Origin of the sequence: Defluviicoccus vanus, from assembly GCF_014672695.1 — a bacterium.
Lineage (GTDB): Bacteria > Pseudomonadota > Alphaproteobacteria > Rhodospirillales > Defluviicoccaceae > Defluviicoccus > Defluviicoccus vanus.
This window is the reverse complement of the sequence record NZ_CP053923.1, coordinates 2793074-2819554: the sequence shown is the minus strand read 5'-3', so window position 1 is coordinate 2819554 and position 26481 is coordinate 2793074. Positions and strand designations below refer to the sequence as shown.

15 protein-coding genes are annotated in these 26481 nt (G+C 64.8%); 7 read left to right on the top strand and 8 right to left on the bottom strand.

Annotation, left to right across the window (positions count from 1 at the left end):
- Positions 1 to 5 precede the first annotated feature (5 nt).
- Positions 6 to 3509 carry a helicase-related protein gene (locus tag HQ394_RS12680; RefSeq protein WP_190260568.1) on the bottom strand — a complete coding sequence of 1168 codons (3504 nt, stop codon included), beginning with the start codon at positions 3507 to 3509 and terminating at the stop codon, positions 6 to 8.
- Positions 3510 to 3531: 22 nt separating this feature from the next.
- Positions 3532 to 4239 (bottom strand): WYL domain-containing protein, encoded by a 708-nt coding sequence (locus tag HQ394_RS12675; protein ID WP_456151604.1) that lies wholly within the window; start codon positions 4237 to 4239, stop codon positions 3532 to 3534.
- A 377-nt stretch (positions 4240 to 4616) separates the two neighbouring features.
- On the opposite strand from HQ394_RS12675, the gene HQ394_RS12670 reads away from it, so the two are divergent.
- The 5 genes from HQ394_RS12670 (at position 4617) to HQ394_RS21205 (ending at position 16840) form a co-directional block, all read left to right on the top strand.
- Positions 4617 to 7271 carry a PD-(D/E)XK nuclease family protein gene (locus tag HQ394_RS12670; protein WP_190260566.1) on the top strand — a complete coding sequence of 885 codons (2655 nt, stop codon included), beginning with the start codon at positions 4617 to 4619 and terminating at the stop codon, positions 7269 to 7271.
- Positions 7268 to 10669, top strand: coding sequence for a UvrD-helicase domain-containing protein (locus HQ394_RS12665; RefSeq protein ID WP_456151426.1), 3402 nt, complete (start codon positions 7268 to 7270; stop codon positions 10667 to 10669). Before HQ394_RS12670 ends, HQ394_RS12665 begins: the two co-directional genes overlap by 4 nt.
- A 4-nt stretch (positions 10670 to 10673) precedes the next feature.
- The gene (locus HQ394_RS12660; protein WP_190260565.1) at positions 10674 to 11852 is read left to right on the top strand and encodes a DUF6361 family protein; all 1179 of its coding nucleotides are present in this window, start codon (positions 10674 to 10676) and stop codon (positions 11850 to 11852) included.
- 121 nt (positions 11853 to 11973) lie between these two features.
- The gene (locus HQ394_RS12655) at positions 11974 to 13698 is read left to right on the top strand and encodes a phospholipase D family protein (protein WP_223291562.1); all 1725 of its coding nucleotides are present in this window, start codon (positions 11974 to 11976) and stop codon (positions 13696 to 13698) included.
- Complete coding sequence (locus HQ394_RS21205; protein WP_456151425.1) at positions 13679 to 16840, top strand: helicase-related protein; 3162 nt, start codon at positions 13679 to 13681, stop codon at positions 16838 to 16840. The genes HQ394_RS12655 and HQ394_RS21205 overlap by 20 nt, the downstream gene beginning before the upstream one ends.
- Positions 16841 to 17084: 244 nt before the next feature.
- On the opposite strand, the gene HQ394_RS12645 is transcribed toward HQ394_RS21205, so the two are convergent.
- From HQ394_RS12645 to HQ394_RS12635, 3 genes are read right to left on the bottom strand one after another with little or no spacing between them, the layout of a single operon-like run.
- Complete coding sequence (locus HQ394_RS12645) at positions 17085 to 18020, bottom strand: plasmid partitioning protein RepB C-terminal domain-containing protein (RefSeq protein ID WP_190260562.1); 936 nt, start codon at positions 18018 to 18020, stop codon at positions 17085 to 17087.
- Positions 18013 to 18918: a plasmid partitioning protein RepB C-terminal domain-containing protein gene (locus HQ394_RS12640; protein ID WP_190260561.1), complete on the bottom strand. Its 906-nt coding sequence runs from the start codon at positions 18916 to 18918 to the stop codon at positions 18013 to 18015. The genes HQ394_RS12645 and HQ394_RS12640 overlap by 8 nt, the downstream gene beginning before the upstream one ends.
- Positions 18918 to 20486, bottom strand: a complete 1569-nt coding sequence (locus tag HQ394_RS12635) for a recombinase family protein (protein ID WP_223291561.1) — start codon at positions 20484 to 20486, stop codon at positions 18918 to 18920. Before HQ394_RS12635 ends, HQ394_RS12640 begins: the two co-directional genes overlap by 1 nt.
- Positions 20487 to 20604: 118 nt before the next feature.
- Between HQ394_RS12635 and HQ394_RS12630 the strand changes: the two genes are divergently transcribed.
- Together HQ394_RS12630 and HQ394_RS12625 are read left to right on the top strand one after the other, a co-directional pair.
- Positions 20605 to 21234 carry a Fic family protein gene (locus HQ394_RS12630; RefSeq protein WP_190260560.1) on the top strand — a complete coding sequence of 210 codons (630 nt, stop codon included), beginning with the start codon at positions 20605 to 20607 and terminating at the stop codon, positions 21232 to 21234.
- 159 nt (positions 21235 to 21393) lie between these two features.
- Positions 21394 to 21678, top strand: coding sequence for a helix-turn-helix transcriptional regulator (locus HQ394_RS12625; RefSeq protein ID WP_190260559.1), 285 nt, complete (start codon positions 21394 to 21396; stop codon positions 21676 to 21678).
- On the opposite strand, the gene HQ394_RS12620 is transcribed toward HQ394_RS12625, so the two are convergent.
- From HQ394_RS12620 to guaB, 3 genes are all read right to left on the bottom strand, one after another.
- Positions 21656 to 22915: a tyrosine-type recombinase/integrase gene (locus tag HQ394_RS12620; protein ID WP_190260558.1), complete on the bottom strand. Its 1260-nt coding sequence runs from the start codon at positions 22913 to 22915 to the stop codon at positions 21656 to 21658. The two genes, HQ394_RS12625 and HQ394_RS12620, sit on opposite strands and share 23 nt — an antisense overlap.
- 318 nt (positions 22916 to 23233) lie before the next feature.
- The gene (guaA, locus tag HQ394_RS12615; RefSeq protein ID WP_190260557.1) at positions 23234 to 24784 is read right to left on the bottom strand and encodes a glutamine-hydrolyzing GMP synthase; all 1551 of its coding nucleotides are present in this window, start codon (positions 24782 to 24784) and stop codon (positions 23234 to 23236) included.
- A gap of 43 nt (positions 24785 to 24827) precedes the next feature.
- Complete coding sequence (gene guaB / locus HQ394_RS12610) at positions 24828 to 26303, bottom strand: IMP dehydrogenase (RefSeq protein ID WP_190260556.1); 1476 nt, start codon at positions 26301 to 26303, stop codon at positions 24828 to 24830.
- Positions 26304 to 26481: the final 178 nt, after the last annotated feature.

Genomic DNA, 26481 nt, shown 5'->3' with positions numbered 1-26481 from the left:
GCCCCCTATGCCGGCTCTTGCGCCCGCTCCAGCAGGCGCCGGAGGTCAAACTGGATTGCAGTTTCGAGGAACGACGGCTCCCGTTCGACGAGCGGGCCGCGCACATAACGCGGTGCATGGGCGAAGCCGGCGGCGACCGGCACGATGGCGAGAATGAACTTCTCCGGCTCGTGCAGCGAGGTGATGACCTCCTGCCGCGTGACCATCACGCTGTCGGCGCCATCGATGCGTCCCTTGACCTCGATGAAACGCAGATGCCCCGCCCTCGGATCGTGGGAAGCTATGTCGTAGCCGATCTTCTGGGCGGAGACGTCGGCCGGCTCGTTGCCCAGCGCCCGCTCGGCCGCCATGACCGCCTCCATCGCCGCAAGCTCGATAACCCGGCGAGCGGCCGGGTCTTCTGCGAAATGGTCCGGGACGCTTGGCGACTGGCGTGCTTCCAACAAGCCCCGCGGAATGACCACCATGCCACCCCGCACGCGNGGCGGCTGCGATGAGATGAACCGCTCCCGCTCAAGCTGATCCATGCGGCGCTTCTGCCGATCTGCCAGATCTTCAGCCCGTCGTTGCGCGTTCTGCCAATTCACCCGCGTCTTCTTGCCAGCGCGCTCCTCCTCCTTCAGCTCGAAGGCACGCGAGTCCCAATAATTGATCTCCTTCTTGAGCCGGGCGCGAACCTCCTGCTCAACCTTTTCGATCTCGGGTAGGCGCCGCGCCTTGACCTCGGCGACATGGCCCTGCGCCAGCTCGACCGTCGCAAACCGGATTGCGGCCCTCTCCAGATCGGTAGTCAGCCAGCTCTCGTCCAGAAGATCGCGAACGCTGGCGACCTCTTCCGGCCTGGCGGGGCGCAGATTCAAATGCGGTGCGATGCCGGCGTTGACGGTGTTTCCGGCCTTGTCGATGGCAGCAAACTGGAGCCGCTGCGAAATCACATGCGGCTTGCCGGCGCTGGTGACTCGACCGTCCTGGACCGTATGCTCCAGCAGGAAAATCGCCGACAGCGCGTCGCCGGTATCGGTGTCGTCCACCAGGATCGCGCCCTGCCGCATGATCTGCTCATACTGTTCACGGATCAGGCTGATCACCGCTTCCAGCAGCGGATGGCCGGGACAGACGAAGGCGGCGACCGGCTGCTGATTGATCTTGTCCTTCTCGAAGCAGATCCGCTCATATTGTGTTTGAAGCGGCGCGCCGGTCCCGATCTGGCGATCGCGCTCGCGGATACGCACCGGGACATTTGTGATCTCCCAGCGCCCTTCCTCGCGGCGCTTGATCCGACCGCCCAGATGCTGGAACGCCTCGACGAAGAAGCTCTGGATGTGATGCGGCTGTAGGCGCAGCGCTTCCGCCCGTTCCATTTCAAGCCGCAGTTCCTCGACCCTCGCCTCCGGCATAGTGTCGTTGGTCAGAGCGCGGCGACGCAGCAGTTCGAGCAGATGCGCCTGGTCGACTGCGCCATCGACCTGCTGGAAGAGGCGCGCCTTGACGTCCTCCTGCTCGCCATACTGGATCGCCTCGAACAGCAAATCCTTGAGCGCCACGCCGTCGAACAATTCGCCGAGCACATCATAGACACGGCCGCCGAGCGCCTCGCGCGCAGCTTCCAGTTTCTCCAGCAGCCGCGCGTAAACCTCGCCCTCGCGGGTATCGGCCGCGACGAGATTCCATAGGTGACAGACCTCGGTCTGGCCGATGCGATGGATACGGCCGAACCGCTGCTCGATCTTATTCGGGTTCCACGGCAGGTCGTAATTGACCATGAGGTGGCCGCGCTGAAGGTTCACGCCTTCGCCAGCCGCGTCGTTGGCGATCAGGACCAGCATGTCCTTGTCCTGCATGAAGCGCTCGACGACCTTACGCCGCTCTTCACGCGAAACGCCGCCGTGGATCACCTCCACGGCCTCGGGGTTGCCGAGCCGCGCGCGCACCTTGTCGAGCAGGTAATGCAGCGTGTCCTTGGGCTCTGTGAAGATGATCAGCTTGCGGCGATTGCCAGCCGCGTCGACCATCAAATCGTCGTCGAGAATCCGATTGAGCTGGCTCCATTTCGTGTCCACGCCCGAGCGCAGAACGCCAAGCGCCATCGTCTCCAGCCCCTTCAGGGTCTCGACCTCCAGGGCGAGTTGCTCGACCGTCTCGGCGGTCGTCGCGCCCGTCGAGATCAGATCCTCAAGCTCATCGATCTCCTCCTGGCCATACTCCTCGATGTTCCACAGCATGTCGGCGTTGATCGCCGGCTCGGTTGCGTCGGACCGGCGGCCCTTGGCGGCAAGGCGCGCTTCGCCCAGCTCGTTTTCCAGCCGTTCCCGGCGCCGCTTGAGGGACTGGTAGATGGCGGCCGGCGACGAGGCGAGGCGCCGCTGAAGAATCTGCAAGGCGAAGCCGACGTTGTTGCGCTTCTTCCCGTCGCCCTCAGCGAAGCGCTGCACGCGGTTCATCTCGGTGCGAACATATTCGGTGACGGCCGTGTAAAGCGCGGCCTCCCCTTCCGAGAGCTGGTATTTGACTGTCCGCGCTCGCCGCTCGGGAAAGAGCGGACGGCCATCGAACTTGAGCAATTCCTCCTTCGTCAGCCGCCGCATCATGTCTTCGGTGTCAGCATAGTGGACACCATCGCGGAACCGGCCCTCGAACCGATCGCCGTCGAGCAGGGCCATGAAGAGCTGGAAATCCTCTTCCTTGCCGTTGTGCGGCGTCGCCGACATGAGCAACAGATGCCGGCAGACTTGGCCGAGCTTCTGGCCGACCTGATAGCGCCGCGTATATTTTACCTCGCCGCCGAAATAGGTGGCCGACATGCGGTGGGCTTCATCGCAGATGATCAGATCCCATTCGCGCGCGCTCATGAGCTTTTCCTGAAGCTCCTCGTTGCGCGCCAGCACGTCGAGGCGGACGATCAGCCGATCCCGGTCGCTGAACGGGTTGCCCGACCGCGAATTCTCGATCATGTCGCGGGAAAGGATGTCGAACTCGAGGTTGAATTTCTGGCCGAGTTCGTCCTGCCATTGCTCGACCAGGCTGCCCGGCGCAACGACGAGGCAGCGTTCGAGATCGCTGCGGGCGATCAACTCCTTCATCAGCAACCCGGCCATGATCGTCTTGCCTGCGCCGGGATCGTCGGCGAGGAGGAAACGAAGCGGCTGCCGCGGCAGCATCTCGCCATAGACCGCCGAAATCTGATGCGGCAGCGGATCGACTAGACTTGTGTGGATCGCCAAATACGGGTCGAAATAGTGCGCCAGCTTGATGCGGTTGGCTTCCGTCACCAAACGCAGCAAGGCGCCGTCGGCGTCGAACGACCAGGCTCGTCCGTTCTGCTCGACTTCAAGACGGTGCTCGTCGTCCCGGTACAGAACGGCCTCGGCCACCGCACCGTTGTGATCGCGGTAAACGACGTTGATCGCCTGATCGCCGATCCAGTCCACCGAGATCACATGCACGGCCTGCGCCGAAGCAATGCCCCGCACGGATGCGCCGTTCTTTATTTCCTCAAGCCTTGCCGCCATCAGTCGGCGCCTCCCGATATTCTCATAGCTGAAGCTCCGCCTTCTCAAGCGCGGCTTCAGTTTCTTTGCGATTTATTGTCACGATATGCTGTGTATGGGCACTCTGTTTCGCGGCGTCACCAAGCAAACCGAGCCGCTTCAAAACATAAAAGAGCATCGCGTAGCGGACCGAGAGCACACCGTTTCCCTGATCCAACCCATAATCTTTTGCGACGACCTTCTTCTGGCTCGCCGTAAGCCCTGGATGCGGGCCTATGATGACATCGAAATAGTTGTTCCAGAGCCAGTCCTGCTCGCCCGGAACGCCCGGTTCGCCCTTCGCGCCAACGTCGAGGATGCGCGGCAGCAGGAAATCCTTGAACTTGTGCTCAAGATGGCAATAGGCGCGCGTGTGCCAGCGGAAGCCGTCATAGCCGAAGGCGTGCGGCGTGATCCGCCGCCAGATTGGATCGGGCCGCACCTTGTTCATCGACTGGTAGAAGACGTCGACAGAGACGCCCTCGCGGTTGGCGTCGAGAATCTTGCGCAGAACCCCGATGTCGATGTCTCGCCTGGGGGTCAGTGCGACATCGGCGCTGGGAAGCGCCGCAATCCACGAATCGCTCGCGGGCACGGCGCCTTCGGCGACCGAGCGAAGCTGCGAGAGATAAATGTAAGGGTCCGGCTCAAGGAAGCGCAGAACGAACTTTTCGGCGGCGACATACCGCTTCGCGCGGGTGTCATACTCCATGTTTCCCGGCGCACGCTCCTGATAGAGCGTCAAATCCTTGGACGCCTGCGGCACCGACACGTCGAACGCCTCAACGAGGTCGGCCCGGTTGATCGAGCCTTCCCAGAACAGCCGGAACTCGATGAACTCGAGTCGGCGCCCTACCCCNCATTTCAACGCCGTCGCGGCCTCTGCCATTGCTTCCGCCTCGCATAAGTGAGCATAAAAACTATATGGACAATCCATCATAGTCCGTGTAATTATTATTCCCATTAAGGGCTTTCGTCAATGGGCGATTGGACACGGGCAAGGGGCCAGACAATGCACCAGCACAGCTTCAAGTGTCAGACCGCCACTCCTGCGCCAAGCCTTGAGCAGAACCCGGAAGGAGGGCGGCCATGACCATCGCGCACCGTTCCACTCTGGTCGTTCACGGCCGCCTCGCCATGCGGGAGAGCCGGCTGGCGGCGAGCCGTGACGGTCGTCACGGCCTCCAGATCATGTCGTTCGAGCAGGCCGCCGTCCGGCTGGCCGGCGGCTTTGTCCGTCCTATCGATGACGAGAGCCTACGCGGGGCCATCCAGGCGGTCCTACCCGCCACGCCGATGGGCGAACTTGAGAGCATTAAGGATCTTCCCGGCATGATCGACGCAGCGGCCGACACCCTGCACAAAGCCTGGCGTGCGGGCATCGATCTTGCCGCACGCGCGGGCGACCATCCGCGTCTCGCCGCTATCGCGCGCCTGGAAACGACCGTCCTCGACCAGCTTCCGCCCGGCATGATGCGGCCTCTCGACATCGTTGCAGCCGCGACCGCCCGCATTGCTCATGCGCCAGCGGTCCTCGGCCCGATGGAGATCGTCGGCCTTACCGAACTTTCGCCCTGCTGGCGGCCGCTGCTCCAGGCCCTCACCGTGCATATCCCCGTGCAGTGGACGGCCGGCCCGAGGAGCGTTCCCGCATGGCTGGACGGCGCCGGCGTCACGATCACGCGCGCACCGGCGCAAACGCCAGGGATCAGCGCCATCAGCGCGGCGACGGCCTATCATGAGACCATCGAGGCGATGCGCTGGGCGCGCAGCCTGCTCGCAACTGGCGTCTCGCCCTCGGAGATCGCCATCGCAACGGCATCGCCCGCCGATTACGACGATCACTTCCTGGCCCTGCGCGCCGACGCAAACATCGATCTTCACTTCGTCCACGGCGTCCGCACCGTCACCACCCGCGAGGGCCAGGCGGCCGCAGCACTCGCCGACATCGTGATCCGCGGCCTATCGCAGTCGCGGCTACGCCGCCTCGCGGCGCTCTGCCGGGACAGCGAGCCCTTCGAGTCCCTGCCCGAAGGCTGGCTGCGGGTCCTGCCGACCGATGCGCCGCTCTCGACGCAGGGCGCCTGGAACCGCCTGCTGACCCGGTTGACGCCGGAAGACTGGCCCGACGGCGCCGACCATGCTCCGGCGCTGCGCGCAGCGGTCGAAACCCTAGCGAAAGGGCCGGACGGCGCCGGCGAAATCGGAGAAGCCTTCCTCAAGGGCCGAGCGCTCGCGATCTGGCGCAAGGCGCTGCTCGCCGGCCCCGCGGTCTCGATCGACGCGACACTGGAAACCCTGAAGCAGGACGACGGGCTGGAGGCGTGCGTCTGCGTCGCTTGGATGCCCGCCAGCGCGCTCGCCGCGTCGCCCCGCCGCTTCGTGCGGCTCCTCGGCCTCAATTCCTCGCGTTGGCCACGCGGGATCGCCGAGGACCGCCTGATCCCGGATCACATCATCTCGACCCCGGTGCTCGATCCGCTGCCGGTCAATCTCGCCGACCGCCGCGACTTCGAGACAATCCTCGCCACGACGGTCGATACCGTCGTTCTGTCGCGCGCCCGGCGCGATAGCGACGGGCGTCTGCTGGGGCGTAGCCCTCTGCTCGCCGGACGCGGCGACGAAACCTATCTGCGCCGCAACGCGACGCCAGCGCACGCCTTCAGCGAAACCGACCGTCTCATGGCCCGGCCCCAGGAGTTCGCCGCAGATCCGCAAGCGGTCAGCGCGCAGGGCTGCTGGCGCGACTGGCGGCAGGCGGAGATCACCNCCCATGATGGGCTCGTGCGGGCGGACCATCCGCTCGTTCTCGCCATCCTTGACCGCACCCAGTCGGCCAGCTCGCTGCGCCGCCTGCTGCGCAATCCACTCAGCTTCGTGTGGGTCTATGCGTTCGGATGGCGCGAACCGCAGAGCAGCGCCGAACCTCTCGTGCTCGATGCACTGGGGATCGGTGATCTCGTCCACATGGTTCTCGACCGCGCCCTGCGCGATCTCGAAACCGGAGGTGGCCTTGCCTCCGCCGACACGGGCACCATCGACGCGGCGGTGGCGCAGGCTGCGCAGGCCGTCGCCGCCGATTGGGAGAGCGAGCGTCCGGTTCCGCCAGCCGTCATCTGGGGGCGCACCCTCGACGACGCTAGCGTGATGGCGGGCCGCGCCCTGTCCTATGGCGATGATGTCCTGCCGGGCGCACGCTCCTATGGTGAAGTTCCCTTCGGCGGCTCGGAACCGAAGTCCGACGCGGAAACGCCTTGGGACACGACCAAGCCGGTCACGATTCCCGACGCGGGCTTCAACATCGCTGGCTATATCGACCGGCTCGACATCTCGGGCGACGGCAAGCGCGCGCTGGTGCGCGACTACAAGACCGGCCGTCCACCGCGCAGCGAGATCCGCCTCAATGGCGGACGCGAGCTTCAACGCTGCCTCTATGCCTTCGCGGTGAAGGCGCTTCTCGGCAGCGACGTCGCCATCAGCGCCTCGCTGCTCTATCCGCGCGAGCCTGTCGATCTTCAGCTCGAAGATCCCGAAGCGGTGCTGGCGGAGATCACCGGCTATCTGCGCGCCGCACGGGCAAGTCTCGCCGGCGGCGCAGCCCTGCCTGGCCCGGATACTGGCGGCGACTACGACGACCTGGCCTTCGCCCTGCCGGCCAACGCCAGCGCCACCTATTGCAAACGCAAAATGTCAGCCGCGACGGAGCGGCTTGGCGAAGTCGCTCAGGTCTGGGAGGCGGAATGATGAGCAGCGTATCCAAGGTGCTGAAGGACGACGGCGCGCGCCGCGATGCGATCAACCTCCATGATCGGTCGATCCTGGTCGAGGCCGGCGCGGGTTCGGGCAAGACCGCCGTCATGGCCGGCCGCATCGCCGTTATGCTCGCCGAAGGCGTCTCCCCGCGCGCCATCGCCGCCGTCACCTTCACCGAACTCGCCGCGAGCGAGCTGCTGTCGCGCGTCCGGGAGTTTGTCGCCGACCTCACGGCCGGCAAGATCGCGCCCGAACTGCGTGTGGCGCTGCCCAATGGTCTGTCCCAGGCCCAGCGCGACAATCTCGCGGCCGCCAGCGCGGCGATTGACGAAATCACTTGCTCGACCATCCACGGCTTCTGCCAGCGTCTCATCAAGCCCTATCCAGCGGAGGCCGACATCGATCCCGGCGCCGGCGTCATGGATCGCAACCAGGCCGATCTCACCTTCCTCGAGATTGTCGATGGCTGGCTGCGCGAACGCCTGTCTGGCGGCCAGGGCGGCATCCTGGCCGAGATGGTGCTGCACAGCCCCGGTGAGACCGTGGCGCTCATCCACAAGATTGCCGAAAATCTGCGCCGCCGCCGCACGCTCTCGGCCCCGCCCGTCTCTCCGCTGGACAGCCATCTGACGGCCTTCCGACAGGCCGCTGCGGATTTCGCGGGCTTCATGGATGGCGTGGCGACAGCCGAACCGGAAACGGTGACGATCGTCGAGCGGCTGGCCGAAATGGCGACCGCCTTGGCGAACGGTCCCGATCCCGCGACGCCTGCGGGCCTCGTCCGACTCCTGACCTCCCGGCCCCACCCGGACCTTTGCACCAAGGCCGGGGTCTTTGCCTCCTATCGCAAGAAGGGCAAATGGGCCGCCGCAGCCAAGCAGGCCGGTCTCTCCAAGGCCGATGGCGACCGGCTGAACGACGCCGCCGAGACCCACTACACCGCCTGCTGCGACGCTTGGGCCACGCTGGCGCAGGCCGCCGCCGGTCATGCCCTGACGGCGCTGATCGACGAAGCGCGCCCGATCCTGCAACGCTATCGCGATCACAAGCGCGCCAGCGCCCTGCTCGATTTCGACGATCTGATTTTCGCCGCGCGCGACTTGCTGCGCGACCACGACGCCGTGCGCCAGGCGCTGGGACAGCGTTTCGCCCATGTCCTCGTCGACGAGTTTCAGGACACCGATCCCCTGCAAACCGAAATCTTCTGGCGGCTGTGTGGCGAGCCGGTCGATGGCGATGACGACTGGACCCAGTTCCAAATCCGGCCGGGCGCGCTCTTCCTGGTCGGCGACCCGAAGCAGGCGATCTATCGCTTCCGGGGCGCCGATGTCGGCGCCTATGTGCAGGCGCGCGACGCCTTCCGCGCCCAGGACTCCGGCAGCCTTCTGTCGATCTCCACCAACTTCCGCTCCTGCGCCTCGATCCTCACCTTCGTCAACGAGCGCTTCGAGGCCGCGCTCTCGGCCGACGGCCAGCCGGGCTTCACCGCTCTCGACCCGTTCCATGACGATCGGAGCGGCCTGTGCGTGGCGGCTCTCGACATCGCCGTGGCCGACGAAAACGGCAAGGCCAGCGCCGAACAGCAGCGCGACGCCGAAGCTGACGCCATCGCCGAGTTGTGCGCCCGGCTGATCGAAAGCCACACCATCATCGACCGTCGCAGCGGCACCGAGCGCCCCTGCCAGCCGGGCGACATCGCCTTGCTGGCGCCAACCGGCGCAGAGCTGTGGCGCTATGAGGAAGCCCTGGAACGCCGCGGTATCCCTGTCGCGACCCAAGCCGGCAAGGGGCTCTTCCGTCGCCAGGAGGTCCAGGATCTGATCGCGCTGACCCGCGTTCTGGCCGACCGCCGCGACACCCTGGCGCTCGGCGCGCTGCTGCGCGGGCCTCTGGTCGGCCTCACCGAAGAAGACCTGCTGGACATCATCTGGGGACTTCCGCGCTCGGAGGAACAGCCGGATCGGATTCCGCGCCTGGATCTCAGCATCGATCCTGCCGTCATCGCGCACCCGCTCGCGCGCGAAGTCATCGAGCGGCTGCAATCGCTCTCCCGGCGCGGCAACAGCACGACCCCGCACGAGCTGCTCTCGCAGGCCGTGGACGTGTTGCGCGTCCGTCCGCTCCTCCTCGAGCGCCATCGCGGCCAGGCCGAGCGCGCGCTCGCCAATGTCGATCTCTATCTCAGCCTGTCGACCGGCTACGCAGTGCGCGGCTTGCGCGCCTTCGCCGAGGCGATGACAGCGGCGTGGTTCGACGAGGCCCGCGCCGTCGAGGGACGGCCCGACGCCCAGGAGGAAGCGGTCGCGCTCTTCACCATGCACGCGGCCAAGGGGCTGGAATGGCCGATCGTCATTCCGGTCAACACCATGACCGGCGTCATGGCGCCCGACAGCGCCGTGATCGACCGCCAGACCGAGACCTTCTATTGCCCGGTCCTGGGCGTCGTGCCCGAGGGCTACGAAACCGCGCGCCAGGCGGAGAAGGAGGAGCTCGACCGCGAACGCATCCGGCTCTGGTATGTCGCGGCCACCCGCGCCCGCGAACTCCTCGTCTTGCCCCGGCTCGACGCCACGCCGTCGAAATTGGCCTGGATCGGTCTCGTCGATCTGTCGCTCGCCGACTTGCCCGGCCTGGACGTCTCTCACCTGCCTGCCGGTCTCGCGGCCGCAGGTGCGGGCGCAGGCAACACCCAGACGCGCGTGAGCTTCGCCACCGAAGCCGAAGCCATCGCGGTCGCGCAGACGCGGTTGACCTGGCTCGCGCCCAGCCGTGACGAAAACGCCGCCGGGACCGTGCTGCGGGAAGAGGAAGCCGCGCTCTGGACGGGATCGGCCGACGATCAGCCCNCCGAGCTGGAAGCAGCCGTCCTCGTGCAGGGCGGCCGCGAGCGTGGGCTGATCCTCCACAAGCTCATGGAAGAGGTGCTGACCAGCGAAATCCCAGAAGCGGAAGCCGCCCTGACCGAACGGGCTGGCCACCTCATCCGCGCCCTCGGCCAGTCTCCGGTCGCCGACCCGGCGACGGGGCTGTCGGCGCAGGAACTAGCGGCCTGTGTCGCCCGGACCCTGGCTCTACCTGACATCGCGGCCCTGCGGCCGGGTCTTCTGGCCGAATTTCCTGTCTATGCCGCTCAGGCGGCCGACGGTGTGGAAACCGCAACGGCAGGGATCGCCGATGCCCTGACCCTGACGGCCGAGGGCCGCCCCGCCGTCATCGTGGACTGGAAAAGCGATGTGACGCCGGCGCCGGGAACGCTCGATCACTATCGCGCGCAGGTGCGGGCCTATCTCGACATGACCGGAGCCGAGCGCGGACTGATCGTGCTGATGACCTCCTGCACCGTCATTCCCGTCCTGCCGACGAAGCCGACCGAGAGCGAGGCGGCCTGAGCCCATGTCGTCTCTTGCTTGGATCGATTTCGATGAAGCCGAGCGGCAGCGCGCGCAGCGCATCATGGCGCTCTTTCAGGAGCGCGAGACCCGCGACGAGTTGGGGCTGGGGGCGATCCGGGATTCCATCGCCGATCACCTCTTTCCGGGCACGAGCACGATCCAGACGCGCCTGCGATACATGCTGTTCATTCCCTGGCTCTATCGGGCGCTGGAAAAGCGCGAAGTCCCTGAAGCGCAGCTCCGCACCGAGGCGCGCGACACCGAAATCCGACTTGCCGACGCCCTGAAAGCCGGCGGTGAGTCCAACGGCATCATCGGCCGGGATGCAGGACCACGGCTCCAGCGGTTGCCGAGTTCCGTCTATTGGGCTGGTCTGGGCGCGTGGGGCATCCGGGTCTTTCCGGGCTCGCTCGACAGTCTGTTCGTCGCCTTGCGTGGCCGTAGCCGGTCGCGCGGCGCATCCAGCGGCGAAGACGCTCTGGCCGGCGCCCAGACGCCCGCCGTCTGGAATCCGGCCTTGCCCCAGATGCCCGGCGACCTGCTTGAGCACGCCGTCTTCCGCCTGACCACCGACGAGGCGCAATTCATCATCGACCGCCTGATCGCCAGCCAGCCCACCGCACTGCTCACGATGCTGGCACGCGAAGGCATCGACGCAGACTGCGACTATATCTGGACGCACCCCCATCTGTCGGCGTTTCCATCCGCAGCGCGCCGCCTCGTCCAGCATGGGGAAATCTTCTCCCATGTGATGCAGGGCGCCGCGCTGCTCTATAACCTCGCCCTCAGCGAGCTGCGCCAGCGCAACGACTGGATCGAGGACTATCGCGCTCGGCTTGAAGCCTGGAGCGACCAACTCGATACCAGCGCCGTCCGCGCGTGGTCGCTCGATGATTTCTGGAATGTCGTGGAGCATCCGGCGCACGCCGTCCGACCGGCCGCCAAGCGGTTCGTGAGCGAGTGGCGCGATTTGGTTCTGGCCGGGACGGAGCAGATAATCTCGGCGCCCGCGGCGCGGCGGCTCGTCGAGGAGCGCGAACGCCGGCTCAAGACCGGCCAGTCCCGCTACGCCAATCACGCTGTCCGTGACCGCTGGACCGGCGCATCGGGCGCAGACCGCCTCAGCTACCGCTGGGCGCAGGCCAAATCCCACCTGCGGGATCTCGCCCATGCTGAATAGGCGCAGCCTCGATCCCGAACAGCGAACGCTCTACGGTGCGAATCTTCAGCCGCCGGCGGGCTATGTCTTTGACGCGGCGGTCGCCACGACCTTCTCGCTCGACTTCGAGACGGCGCTCGCCGTGCCGGTCAGTCTGGCGCTCTTCGCCGCCGAGAACCGCGACGACATTCTCTCTCATCCTCTGGCGCTGCTGGAAGGCGCCGAGCGCATCGCCGGCCGCCTCGTCGTCTTCACCGACGCCGGCCATATCCAGGCGAGCGCCCGGCCACATTCCCGCCTTTGCTCGCTGCTCGAACGCATCATCGTCGAGGTCGCCGCCCCTCAAGGCGGAGCCTTCCACCCCAAGATGTGGGCGCTGCGCTTCACGCCGTTGCGGCCCGAAGACCCCGCCCGCCTGCGTCTGCTCATTCTCTCCCGAAACCTGACGCGCGACCGCTCATGGGACATTGCCGCCACCCTCGACGGCGTGATCACCAAGCAGCCCAAGGCGGTCAATCGCCCGGTCGCCGACTTCCTTCGCCAGCTCCCCGACCTCGCGACCGTGGGCGTTCCCGACGGAACGAAGACGCTTGTCGATGACCTGGCCGAAGACATGCGCCGCGCCGAATGGAGCCTGCCCGAACCGTTCCAGAGCGTCTCCTTCGCCGTCAACGGCCTCGGCGGAAAGCCATGGCGCCCGGAACCCTGCGTTCGGCTGGGCGTCGTCTCGCCCTTCTGCGACGATCAAACCTTGTCGATGCTCGCCGGTCTGGCCAGCGCCGAAAAGCCCATCTTCATCGGGCGATCCGACGAACTCGCCCAGGTGCCCGGCGCCACGCTCGATGGCTTTGCCCGCGTGGCCGTGCTCGACGAAATGGCGGCCACGGAAGATGGCGAGGAAGAGGACGCAGCCGCCCTGCAAGGGCTCCATGCCAAGGCGTTCATCGCCGAACGCGGCTGGGACACCGCGATCACGGTCGGCTCGGGAAACGCCACGCGGCCGGCGCTGCTGACCGGCAGCAATGTCGAGATCTTCACCACCCTGACCGGGAAGCGGTCGCGGGTCGGCAGCGTCGAGGAAATCCTCGGCGACAAGGGGTTTGGCCGGCTGACGCGACCGTTCGTCCGCGACGAGACGGGAGCCGCCGATGCCGCGCAACGAGCCGCCGAGGCTCGTTTGGATCAGGCCCGGCGCGAGATTTGCCGCAGCGGCCTCACGCTCCGTTGCGAGCGCGGCGAGCACGCCGCCGATGGCGCGCCGGTCTGGCGGGTCTGGCTGATCCCGTCCGAACCGCTGCACCTTACCGGGCTCGGTACGCTGCGAGTTTGGCCGATCACGCGGGGCGAAGGACATGCGCGCGATGTGCTGGAGCCGCTCCGACAGGGACAGCCCGCCGACCTTGGCGCAATGCCCTTGGTCGACCTTACCCGGTTCCTTGCCTGTCACCTGACGGACGAGACGGAAGACGTCTCGATCCTGTTCAGCACCGGGCTCATGATGGAGGGGCTGCCCGCAGAGCGCCACGCCGCCATCCTGCGCTGGGTGATCGACAGCAAGGACGCCTTCTTCCGCTATCTCCGCCTGCTCCTCTCCGAATTAGGCGATCCCTTCGCCGCCGCCCTCGCGGCGCAGGACGGGTCAGGTCAGGGCGCTTGGCGCGCGGCAAGCGACGACGCGCCCATCCTCGAGGAGATGGTTCGGGCCTTCTGCCGGGGCGGCGACCAGCTTCGCGCCATCGAACGGCTGATCGCACGCCTGGAAACCGGCGACGGTGACGATACCGATCCGATTCCGGCTGAGTTCCGCACACTCTGGAACACATTCCGAATTGCGCTCGCCACGCAGGATGCTGCGCATGCCGAATGAACGGTTTCGCGCCGACGCGGCGCTCGCTCCCCTCAAGGTCTTTCAGCGGCGCACCGTCGACTACGTCTTCGATCGGCTCTACGGCGAGGACGATCCTGTCCGCCAGTTCCTGGTCGCCGACGAAGTCGGCCTCGGCAAAACGATGGTGGCGCGCGGGGTCATCGCCCGCATGATCGAACACCTGTGGGACAACACCAAGCGAATCGACATCCTCTACATCTGCTCGAACCAGGCGATCGCCGCCCAGAACNTCAACCGGCTGAACGTCCTCGGGCGGCGCGAGCTGGCCCTGCCGACCCGCATGACGCTCGTTCCCCTGCAACTGCGCGATCAGGCGGGCCTCGACGCCAACAGGGTGAACTTCATCAGCCTGACGCCGGGCACGACCTTCGATCTGCGCTCCGCGACGGGCGTGACACAGGAACGCGCCTTGCTGCTCCATCTCCTGCGCGACCTCGTTACGCGCCCGCGTGGCCTGCACAACCTTTTGCAGGTCACGGCCGGCGTCGAGGGTTGGAACCGCGCCGTGGACAACCTCACCCTCGAAGGCGTCGACAAGCGCATCATCGAGCGTTTCCGCCGCGACGTGCAGGCGGATCGCGACCTCTTCGAGGAACTCGAACGGGTTTGCGAACTCTTCCCGCGCCGTCGGGACACCTATCCCGCAGAAATGACACAGCCCCGCAACAGCCTGGTCGCCCGGCTCCGCGCCAAGCTGTCCCACGCCTGCGTGGATGCGCTGCAACCCGACCTCATCATCATGGACGAGTTCCAACGATTCCGGGATCTGCTGCATGGCGACAGCGACGCGGCGATCCTCGCGCGCGAACTGTTCGACTACTCGGGAGGCGACGGGCACGCTGCCCGCACCTTGCTGCTCTCAGCCACACCCTACCGGATGCTCACGCTCGCCGGCGACGAGCCCGACGAAGGCGACCACTATCAGGACTTCCTTGAGACCTTGAGTTTCCTCTACGGCCGGGAAAAGGGGCCGGAGGTGGCAGCCACGCTGGCGCGTGAAATGCGCGCCTTCCGCCGCCTCCTGCATGCCCTGCCACAGTCACATGCCTCAGCGGTCGAGACCCGCCAGACCATCGAACGGCGCCTGCGCCGTGTGATCGCCCGAACCGAGCGGGTCGCATCCACGGTCGAGCGCAACTCCATGATGAGCGAGCCTCCCATCACGGTCTCGATCGCGCCCGCCGACCTCGCGCAGGCATCCGCCGTTTCTCAGGTGGCGCGCACGCTCGATGCGCCGGAGATCATCGAATACTGGAAGTCTTCGCCCTATCTGCTCAACTTCATGCGCCACTACAGCCTGAAGCGGCTGCTGGAAGACCAGGTCGACGCGCCTTCGGCCGTGCTCCGCACTGCAATCCAGGCGGCTCGACCGGCCATGCTCGATCACGACGCCATCGACGCCTATGCGCCGCTGGACCCGGCCAACGGCCGCATGCGCGCGATCATGGACGACATCTTCGGCCAGCACCTGGAACAGAATCTCTGGATACCCGCCGCCATGCCCTATTACGGCGAGGCGCGAGCCGGGGCGCCCCTGACCAAGGCGCTGATATTTTCGTCCTGGTCCATGGTGCCCGATGCAATCGCAGCTCTGCTGTCCTACGAAGCCGAACGGCGCATGGGCGTCGGCGAATCCGGCCGGCGCTATTTCGAGCAGCATCGCCTGCGCCCCTTGCAGTTTCGGCAGGATCACGGCCGGCTCGCTGGTCTGCGCGCGCTGCTGCTGATCTATCCCTCGCCGGCGCTGGCCGAGCTGGCCGACCCGCTGGCGGTGTTCAGTGAAACGGGAGCCGCCTTGTCGCTGGAGGGAATGCGCTCCGCTGTGGGCGACCGCCTCAAGCCCGTCCTCGGTGCCTTGAAGGAAGGCGCGGTGTCGCATCAGGACGCGCACAGCGCCGAGTGGGCCGCCCCAGCCGTGATCGATGATCTGTTAGGCGCGCGATCCCGCGCTTGGCTGGAGACGCCCCACGGCATGCGCGCCCTGGCGAGCGAAGACGCCTTCCACGATCATGTCGCCGAACTGGCGGCAGCGGTGAAGACGCGCGACATCGGCGCTTTGTCGGACGATCTTTTGGACCTGCTGGTTGACGTCGCGCTCGGCAGTCCGGCTGTCTGCGCTCTTCGCGCCCTCAAGCGGATCGCACCCGAGCTGGCGTGGGATGACCCGCGCTTGCTCAGCGCTGCCGCTGAAGTCGCCTGGTCGTTCCGGGCGCTGTTCAATCAGCATGACGCGGTCGCCTTGCTACGACGGGATACCGACGATCATTACTGGCGCCGCGTGCTGGTCTATTGCGCCCAGCAAAACCTACAGGCGGTTCTGGATGAATACGCACACTACCTCGTCGATGCCGAAGGTCTCGGCGCCCGGCCAGCCGAGGATCGCGCAGTCGGTGTCGCTCGCGCCATGGCCCAAGCCCTAGCCATCCGCCCGTCGCAGATCGACGTCGATGACGTGCAGGTCAAGGAAGAGTCCCTTGCTATCAGCAAGTTCCAGATGCGCGGCCGCTTCGCCATGCGGCTTGCCGACTACAAAGACGAAGACGGCGCCGTCGCGCGGCTCGGAGGCGTGCGTGACGCCTTCAACTCACCGTTCCGGCCGTTCGTTCTCGCCACCACGTCGGTCGGCCAAGAAGGGCTGGACTTCCATCCCTATTGCTATCGCGTCTATCACTGGAACTTGCCGGGCAACCCGGTGGATCTCGAGCAGCGCGAAGGCCGGGTCCACCGCTTCAAGGGCCATGCCGTGCGCCTCAACCTGGCCGAGCGCCAGGCCGGCGTCGTCAGGGGGCGTGGCCAAGCGCCTAGCGATCCGTGGAAGTTGATGTTCGAGCGCGCGCGATCCGAGGCGGCGGTTGACACCGATCTCATTCCCTATTGGATCTATGAAGGTTCCGTGCGTGTCGAGCGGCGCGTGCCGATGCTGCCGTTCAGTCGGGAAGTCACGCGGCTAGCCTGGCTCAAGCGCAGCCTCACGGTCTATCGTCTAGCCTTTGGCCAACCGCGGCAGGACGACCTGCTCGACTACCTGCAAACTCTGGCCGGCAACGGCATGGAACCGAGCTTGCTTGGCGATCTGCAAATCCGGCTCGAGCCAGAGGCTTCCAACTGGCCGGCACGATGATTTCGTTCACCTTGGCCCGGATTCGCTCACCAGAAATGGCGGGCGTGCCGGTCGGCGCTCCCGACACGCCCGCCGTCTCGTTCATGAGAGGCAAATTACCCCTCATGCGGCTGGCTATATGTCGGCCAGCCTGGTGGGCTTCATGCGGGTTCGCCGCCATTCCCACCGCCATGCTTGATCCGCCCTAAAGTGCGGCTTCTCCCATGGTCCCCGCGCTTATCGGGTCCGGGTCCCCATTCTCAGTTCAGGCTGTAGGCGGTTCTGCCATCGGGCCGAGTGTGTCGATCTCGGCGATCTTCTGAAACTCGGCGAGATAGTCCTGCTGGTGGACTGCCAACCAGCGAACCACCCGATTGTTCGCAAGGAGCTTGGCGATGTATCCGCGCGCGACGGTCAGATGCAGATTGTCGATGCCGTAGGTTTCCTCGACCGACTTCACTTGAGTCTGGAGCGCCGCCAGCTCCCGCTCCATGCGGGCGATCTGTTGGCTGGAGGGGGTCGTCTTCCCTCGCCCCTTTCCCTGCTTGGCAGCCACTAGTTGGTTTTCGGATGTGGCCGCGCGCAAGGCTCGGGCGAACATGACGGTGAAATTGTTCTGGCCGATCATCAGATCGGCGGCCTCAATCTGCCTCACAGACGTCATCTGACGCAGAATGTCGAACACCTTCATCGAGCAAGGTGTGTCCTTCAGCATCTCGGCCGCCTCGGGGCTGATCCCTTCGAGCAGCTTGAAACGCCGTAGCACGGACTCGACTTGAAGGTTCAGAGCGGCGGCGATGTCGGCCGATGACACGCCCCGGTCCATCGCGCGCGCAATCATCCGATGCTCCTGGATGGGCGGGATGCGATTGACGCGCTTGTTATAGGTATAGGTATCGTCGTCAGCAGCGATCAGGCACTCGACCTCGGCGATACCAAGTTCCTTCAGCGCCTCCAGCCGAAGGTGGCCGTCGAGGAGAAACCAGGTTCCGGCGCTCTTTTTGTCGGCCATGACGACGGGGGCTTCGATCAGGCCGATCGCCTTGATCGAACTCAGAACCTGCGAGTAGGACCGGCTCTCCCTGGCGCCGGGCGGCAACGTCTTTAGCGGAACGATCGCCGCGACGGGGATCGTCAGAAAATCGCGGTCGAAGCCGAGGTGGATGCGGCCGTCATCCTGGTCCTTCTGTCCTTCAGTCATAGTCGCCTCCCGACACGCGGGCCTTGAGCGCGCGAGGCATGGTCGCCAGCCCTTCCGCCCTCAGCAGGTTGATGAAGCCGTCGTTGACGAGCAGATCCTTCAGCGCCTCGACGACGAACAGCAGCCGTGTCTGGGTGAAGTCCGACTTCTTCACGAGCAGGCGCTGCTTTTCGGCCTCACGCTGATAGACCTGCATGAGATCGGAGGCCGTCATCCGGCGGACGCCGGTGCCCTTCCGGCCTAACCGCCCAGCAGGCAATCCGCCCTTGCGCTGGCTCCGCATCCGCATTTCGAGCAGACGGCGAACCGCGGCGAGCTTCTTGCCTCTAAGCTTGCCGGTCTCATAGGCGTCGAGGAGCAGGTTTTGCGCCTCTTCCGTCTCGGCCTTGGAAATCTCCATCGCCAGGGTGATCGGAATGAGCCCCGTTTCGACGGCGGACACTAGCCGTTCCTCGCCACGCTCGAGTAGCGAGGCGATCATGTTCACCCAGGATGCCCCTACGCCAATCTTTTCCGCGATGGCCGTATCGTTGAAGCCGCGAGACCGCAGCGCACCGATCTCCTTCATAAGATCGATGGGGCGCGGCGTGCGCCGGGCGATGTTCTCGACCAGACTCATCACGAGGCATTCGCTCTCGCTGGCCTCGATCACCACGGCTGGAATCTCGGTCTGGCCCAGCATCTGGAAGGCTTCCAGCCGACCTTCACCGCAGACGAGATCGTATCTCGGCCCGCCTGCCCCATCGCGGCGACTCACCGTGATCGGCCGCTTCAGACCGATGGCCTCGATGTTGTTCACGATCTCCCGATGCTGGCGCTTGTTGCGCGCACGGGGGTTCAGAACCGTGATCCGGGAGATGGGGATCATTTCGATACGGTTCGGGCGAACGGCAGGCATCAGGTAGCCTCCGCGAGAGGAATGGGCGTGGCGATGTCGTAGAGAAGGTCGAGGCCGTCGAACCGATAGGCGTCGAGCCCGAGCGCATTATCCTCTCCCAACCGCAGCTTCTCGGAGAGCATGTCGATGCGCGGGAACAGGTAGTAGTCGAGCGGCGCGCGATTGGCGCTGTCCATCCGCACGACGACCGTGATGTCGGGCGCGAGCGAAGTATCGAAGCGCAGGTTCCACCGAAGCAGCCCGGTCGGCGTCTCCATGCAGCGGGCCACCACCACGGAGAGACTGAACTCGTTGTTCACGATCACCCGGTCGGTCTGAAGGTCCTGCCAGGCATCGCTGCCCGTGGCCCGCAATCCGTCGAGCACCTCACGGAGAATGTCGGGATGGAGCTTCCGCAGTTCACGGTTGATTTCGACGTAGCGGTAATCGCGTTCCGGCGTGAAGCCCACGAGGCCGTAGGCGCGAAGCAGGCTGCCAAAGCGCGAGCTGTAGGCGCTGCTGGATGGCATCCCGTCGCATTCATCGATGACGATGCCGGAGAGCAAACCCTGTTGCTGGTAGAGCTTCCTCAGAGACTTCAACATCTCCTCGTCGCTCAGGCGGAAGGAGCGCGCACCGATTATGGTCCGGGCCGCCTCGAACAGCTCGCGCTCGACAACGGCCGCGAACGCATCCTGCGCCCTGATCCACATCTCGGGATCGTTCTGGACGCGCTTTTTCTTCAGCTTGAAGGAGCGGCGATTCCATACATTGTCGCCGACGTATTTCTCGTTGATCAGAATTTGGTGGACGGTTCCCCTAGTCCAGGGTCGCCCAAGGTCGGTGGAAATACCTCGTATGTTGAGATCGGCCGCAATCTCGCTCTCGCTGTATCCCTGATGGACGAACGCCCGGTAGATTTCACGGACTAGATCGACCTCTTCGGCAGGGCCGAGTGTCAGGATCACTCGATCAGTCTGGATGCTCTTATGCTCGCCCCGCTCAAGGAACCCCTTGGTGGTTCCATGCTCGTCGATCAGGGTCCGCCGCAGGCCGAAGCCTGCTGGCCCACCCTGACGATAGCCCTTCTCGATCAGCCGGCCCTGACCCGCGAACACCTTGGTTGAAAGTTCGCGGCTGTATTCGCCCGCCATCGCGCGCTTGACGCCCTTGACGATGGTGGAGATCGGACTGCCATCGTTGTCGAACTGTTCTGCGCAATACTCCACGGCGATGCCGGCGCGTCGGCAGAGATATTCATAATAGGCGCTCTCGTCGGCATCCTGGAATCGCCCCCAACGGCTGACGTCATAGACGAGCACCAGCGTGAAATCGGCGATCCCGGATTTCACATCCTCGATGAGCTGCTGGAGCGCATCGCGCCCTTCTATCTTGAGTCCGCTCTTCCCGGCATCGGCATAGGTTTTGACGATCTCGATTCCACGAGCTTCCGCATATTGCTTGATCGCGTCGGATTGGTTTTCGGTCGAATACTTTTGATGGTCCGTCGACATGCGGACGTATTCGGCAGCTCGAAGGGGACGCTCCGGCTGCCCTGACCGATCATCATCGTAAAGCCTCCGGTTCATCTCATCGCGCCCTCCTAAACATGACTGCGGCGGTCCGGGCGACCTACCGCCGCAGCACATGGCGGGCCTCTGCCGCCTCTCCGCTCGAAAGCCAGTTTAACTGCGGAGAAAACGGAAGATGTTGCCGAAAACGGGCAGGAAATTACCCCTATGGAAAGGCGTTCTCGAGAGGCGCGAAATCTACGCGCGGACCATCGCCGAGCTGCTGCGCAAGGAGCTTGGCGACAGCCATCGCGTGATCAAACAGCTCATGCGCCAAACCGACGCGAGCGAAAGGACCGTCAAGCATTGGCTATCGGGACAGCATGGGCCGGACACCGTGTATTTCTTGCGCCTCGTGGTCACGTCGCCGGTTATCAGAGCCTTCTTTCTCGGCCTGATCGAAAGCCCAGCAGCGATACCGCTGACCGAGCCCGTGGATCGCATTTCGCTCGCACGAGCCCGCGAAGCGTATGCGGACGGCGAAGCCGCTGGCGGGAGAGCGGCGGCACACGGGCCGAAAAATGACCCTAATCATGTCCCTGAACGTGACCCTATTAATGTCCCTGATCAGGCCGGGCTCAATGAGCGGCAGCGCTGGTTCCTGGATCGAGTCGCGCAAGGCCGGTGCGACGCCAGGGGGATTGCGGCAGCATGGACGGTGAGCCTGAAAACCGCACGCCGGGATATCGCCACGCTCAAAGAGGCAGGTCTCATTAGTTACGTTGGATCACGCCGGAAAGGGCGGTATCGCAAGACAGCCGGATAATCAGGACCGAAAGCCAAGGTGACGCAGCGCGGCTTCCACGCCCTGTCCGATATGCACGCCAGAGCGCGACACGCTTCTACGCCCGTCAATTCGAGCTTTCATTTAGCGTCGTCTATCGCCTTCTATCCATCTCGGCAGATGAGTAGAAGGCGTCTTCAGATGAAACCACAAGCACAGCCCGCCATCACACGGACCATCCGGCGGCAAGAACTTCGGGAAATAGTCCCGCTGGCCGACACCACCATCTACGACATGGAGCAGCGCGGCGAATTTCCGCGGCGCTTCTATCTCACGTCCCGCTGCGTGGTCTGGGATCTTGCCGAAGTCGAGGCTTGGCTAGAGGAACGGCGCCGCGCCTCACGCGCCAAGGCTGTGAAGCGCGCGCCTATTCCCGATGTCCATCTACGCAAGACCCGCCCCATCAAACATTCGGTTCGGGCGTGAGCAGGTCCATCGTCGGCGGATAAAGCGTCGGGGTATATTTCTGACCCGCTACCCAGGCATCCACCAGATTGGACCATTCCTGCATCATGTGCCGACGCTGATGTTCGTACTCGGCCTTGTTGTAGATGCCCCGCGAGGATCGTCCGTCCTCATGCGCCAGGCACTTTTCAATCCAGTCGCTGTTGAAGCCCAGCTCGTTCAGCAGGGTTGAGCCCGTCCGGCGCAGGTCGTGGACCGTGAACGCCCCAAGCGGCAGTCCCTCCTTCTTGGCCCGTGCCACGACCGCCGTCGTAATCCGGTTGAAGGTCGCGCGCGACATCGGGGCGTCGGCGTCGTAGCGCGACGGGAGGACGTATTTCGAGTTGCCGGCGCAAGTCTTGAGAGCGACGAAGATGTCCAGCATCTGCTGCGACAGATAGACGTTGTGCGCCTTCGAGCGCTTCATCCGTTCCTTCGGGATCGACCAGACGGCGTTCTCGAAATCGACTTCATCCCAGACCGCATCCTGCAATTCGCTCTTTCGCACCATCGTCAGCAGGAACAACTTCATCCCGAGCCGGATCGTCGGCAGCGTGGGGACATGCTCAAGTTGGCCGAACATGATGCGGATTTCGGCGGGAGACAGCGATCTGTCCTTCGGCACGAAGGTCGCGATCGACGCCGGACCAACCTCATCGGCCGGGTTGGCGACCTTCTCGCCATGCAGGATCGCGAAGGCGAAGACCAGCTTCACGATGTCTCTAACGTGGACCGCCGTTGCTGGCGCTCCGCGNCGCTCCTTCACCTTCGCGCACAGCCCGCGCAAATCCTCCGGTAGAACCTCGGGCAGCAACCGGTTGCGAAACGCCGGAAGAATGTCGCGCTCGAAGATCGATCGGCGCATGGCGCGCGTGCTGTCCGCCATTCGCGCTTCCTGAAGCCAGCGCTCACCGAACTGGCCGAAACTCTTCGCCTCTAGGAGGCGACGCTTCTCGCGCTGCTTCTCCTGCGCAGGCGAGCGACCTTCCGAAATGGCCCGCCGGGCATCGACCACCTTCTCTCGCGCGCGCGCCAGAGACAGACCAGCCGGGCCGTACCGGCCCAATGTCAAAGTCTCCCGGCGGCCGTTCAGCCGGTAGTCCATGCGGAACACGATCGTGCCTGACGGCTGGACCACGACGTACATACCGTCACGGTCCACGACCTTGTATAATTTACTTTGTGGTTTCAGCGCCTTAATGGCTGCGTCGGTCAACATCAGCACCCTCCAGACTGGTCCAAACATACCGGAGAGCGCCCGATTATACCGTCAGGCCGAAAATGACCGTTCCTATTGTATATTTTCCCTTATTTTACAGCAAATTAGGCCAGAAAATATACCGTCATAAGCTCTCTTGCCTCTGACGGTATATGTGATTTGGAGCTGAGACAAGATTCGCTATACCGTCAGCCATACCGTCATTTTTGAGGCTAACCCGGCGATAGACCGCGAAACGTATAGAGGATTTTTCTCATTTACTTCAATGTTTTATGTCGCATTGTGGCGTGTTATCGGATACGCCCGGAGGGGCAAAAATCATTCCCACTCGATGGTGGCGGGNGGTTTGGAGGTTACGTCGTAGACGACGCGGTTGATGCCGCGGACTTCGTTGACGATGCGAATAGCAACGCGGGCGAGGAAGGCATGGTCGAAGGCGTAGCTGTCGGCAGTCATGCCGTCGGTGGAGGTAACCGCGCGCAGTGCCACCACATGATCGTAGGTACGGTCGTCACCCATCACCCCGACGGTGCGTACCGGCAGCAGGACGGCAAACGCCTGCCAGATGGCGTTGTAGAGGCCGCCCTGGCGCAGCTCATCGATGAAGATCGCATCGGCGCGTCGCAGCAGATCGGCCCGATCGGCGGTCACCTCGCCAAGGATGCGCACCGCTAGGCCCGGACCGGGGAAGGGATGCCGGTCGACGAACACCGCCGGCAGGCCCAGTTCGCGGCCCAGCAGCCGCACCTCGTCCTTGAACAGCTCGCGCAGCGGCTCTACCAGCGCCAGGTTCATTCGTTCCGGCAGGCCTCCGACGTTGTGGTGCGACTTGATCGTCACCGACGGGCCGCCATGGACGGTGACCGATTCGACCACGTCCGGATAAAGCGTCCCCTGGGCGAGGAAGCGCGCATCGCCAAGCTGGCGTGCCTCGGCCTCGAAGACGTCGATGAACGCCTTGCCGATGACTTTCCGCTTCGCCTCCGGATCAATGACGCCAGCTAGTTCGCCGAGAAACAGCGCCGAGGCATCGCGATGAATGAGCGGGATGTTGTAGTGGCCACGGAACAACCCCACCACCTCGTCCGCCTCGCCCTGGCGCAACAGCCCGGTATCGACGAACACGCAGGTGAGCTGATCGCCGATCGCCTCGTGCAGCAGCACCGCGGTCACCGCCGAATCGACGCCGCCGGAGAGACCGCAAACAACCCGGCCACTCCCCACCTTAGCCCGCACCCGGGCGATCGCCTGCTCGCGGAAGGCCGCCATCGTCCAGTCGCCGACGCATCCAGCGACCCGGCGGGTAAAATTGGCCAGCAGCTCGGCGCCATGCGGAGTGTGAATGACCTCGGGATGAAACTGGACGCCGTAGAAGTGGCGAACGTCATCGGCAATGGCAGCGTAAGGCGCGCCTGAGGAAACGGCGACGGAACGGAAACCGGGCGGCAGCGTCGTTACCCGGTCGCCATGGCTCATCCACACCTGCTCGCGAGCCCCCTCCCCNCAGACGCCTTCGAACAGCGGGCAAGCATCGACCACGTCGACGTCGGCGCGACCGAACTCCCGGGCGTGGCCGCTTTCGACCCTCCCGCCCAGCTGTTCAACCATCACCTGCTGACCGTAGCAGATGCCGAGGACCGGGACGCCGGCGGTGAAAATGGCCGCGTCGGCACGCGGCGCCCCCGCTTCGGTTACCGAGGCCGGACCACCGGAGAGAATGATCGCCCGCGGCTGGTAGGCAGCGATGAAGGCCTGGTTCACCTTATGAAAGGGATGAATCTCGCTGTAGACACCCCGTTCGCGTACGCGGCGCGCAATGAGCTGCGTTACTTGGCTACCGAAATCGACGATCAGCACTCGCTCGGTCATACCGTCCACCCGCCTGGTTGTGGCGCCCTGTCGGCACGGCGGCTCATTCGGTCACCTGATAGTTGGGAGCCTCGCGGGTGATCGTCACATCGTGCACGTGACTCTCGCGCAAGCCGGCGGTCGTCGTCTGTCGGAACCGGCAGCCGGTCTGCATCGCCTTGATATCGCGGTTGCCGGTGTAGCCCATGGCCGCCCGCAGGCCGCCCACCAACTGGTGAATGACCGCGCCGAGCGGCCCCTTGTACGGCACCCGCCCCTCGATTCCCTCCGGCACCATTTTCAGCGTATTCGTCATCTCCTGTTGGAAGTAGCGGTCGGCAGAACCGCGCGCCATCGCCCCTAGCGAGCCCATGCCGCGATAGAGCTTGTAGGAGCGGCCCTGGTAGAGAAACACTTCGCCCGGGCTTTCGTCGGTGCCGGCAAAGAGCGATCCGACCATCGCACAGTCGGCACCGGCGGCGATCGCCTTCGCCAGGTCGCCCGAGTAGCGCATGCCGCCATCGGCGATCAGCGGCACATCATGGCGACGACAGACTTCGGCAACCTCGACGATGGCACTGAACTGCGGCACGCCCACACCAGCCACCATCCGGGTGGTGCAGATCGAACCCGGACCGATGCCAACCTTGATCGCGTCGGCACCGGCAGCGATCAGCGCTTCGGCGCCTTCGGGGGTGGCAATATTGCCGGCGATCACCTGCGCGTAGTTGCTGAGCTGCTTGATCCGCCGCACCGACTCGATGACGCCTTGGGAATGGCCATGCGCGGTATCGACGACCACCACGTCCACGTCGGCTTCGAGCAGCAACTCAGCCCGGGTGAAGCCAGCTTCGCCCACTCCGGTCGCCGCACCGACCCGCAGCCGGCCATGCTCGTCCTTGCAGGCATTCGGCGTGCGCTCTGCCTTCTCGATATCCTTAACCGTAATGAGGCCGATGCAGCGGTAGTCGTCATCGACCACCAGCAGCTTCTCGATCCGGTGCTTGTGCAGGAGGCGCTTCGCCTCGCCGCGATCGACGCCGAGGCGAGCTGTGACCAGCGGCTTGTCGCTGGTATCGCGGGTCATCAGCTCGCTCACCGGCTGCAACACGTTGTCGGCAAAGCGGACATCGCGATTGGTGAGGATGCCGAGCAGCCGACCGCTGCCGTCCTCCACCACCGGTACGCCGGAAAACTTGTGCGCGCTCATCAACGCCAGGGCATCGGCGAGCGACGCGTCCGGACCGATGGTCATCGGATCGACCACCATGCCGGATTCGTACTTCTTCACCCGCCGGACTTCGGCAGCCTGCTGCTCGGGCGACATGTTCTTATGGACGATGCCCAGTCCGCCCGCTTCCGCCATGGCGATGGCAAGCGAACTCTCGGTCACCGTGTCCATGGCCGCCGAAACCAGGGGGATCGCCAAGTTGACCCGCCGCGTCAGCCGGGTGCGCGTATCTGCATCGGACGGCAGCACGTCTGACGCGGCCGGGACGAGCAGCACATCGTCGAATGCCAGCGCCTGTTGAATTTCCATGCCATCTCCGCTGTCTGGATGGCGCGGGATCATACACCAAGGCTGATCGATGCCAAGCGCCGGCCGGTGGGATAACGCCGCATTTGAAGGCGGCGGGCGCTGTGCCGCAGGGCGATTGTCTGGCGTAGCCGCGAGCAAATGCTGCACGCAATCATGGTTATGTCTGGACAAAATAGCT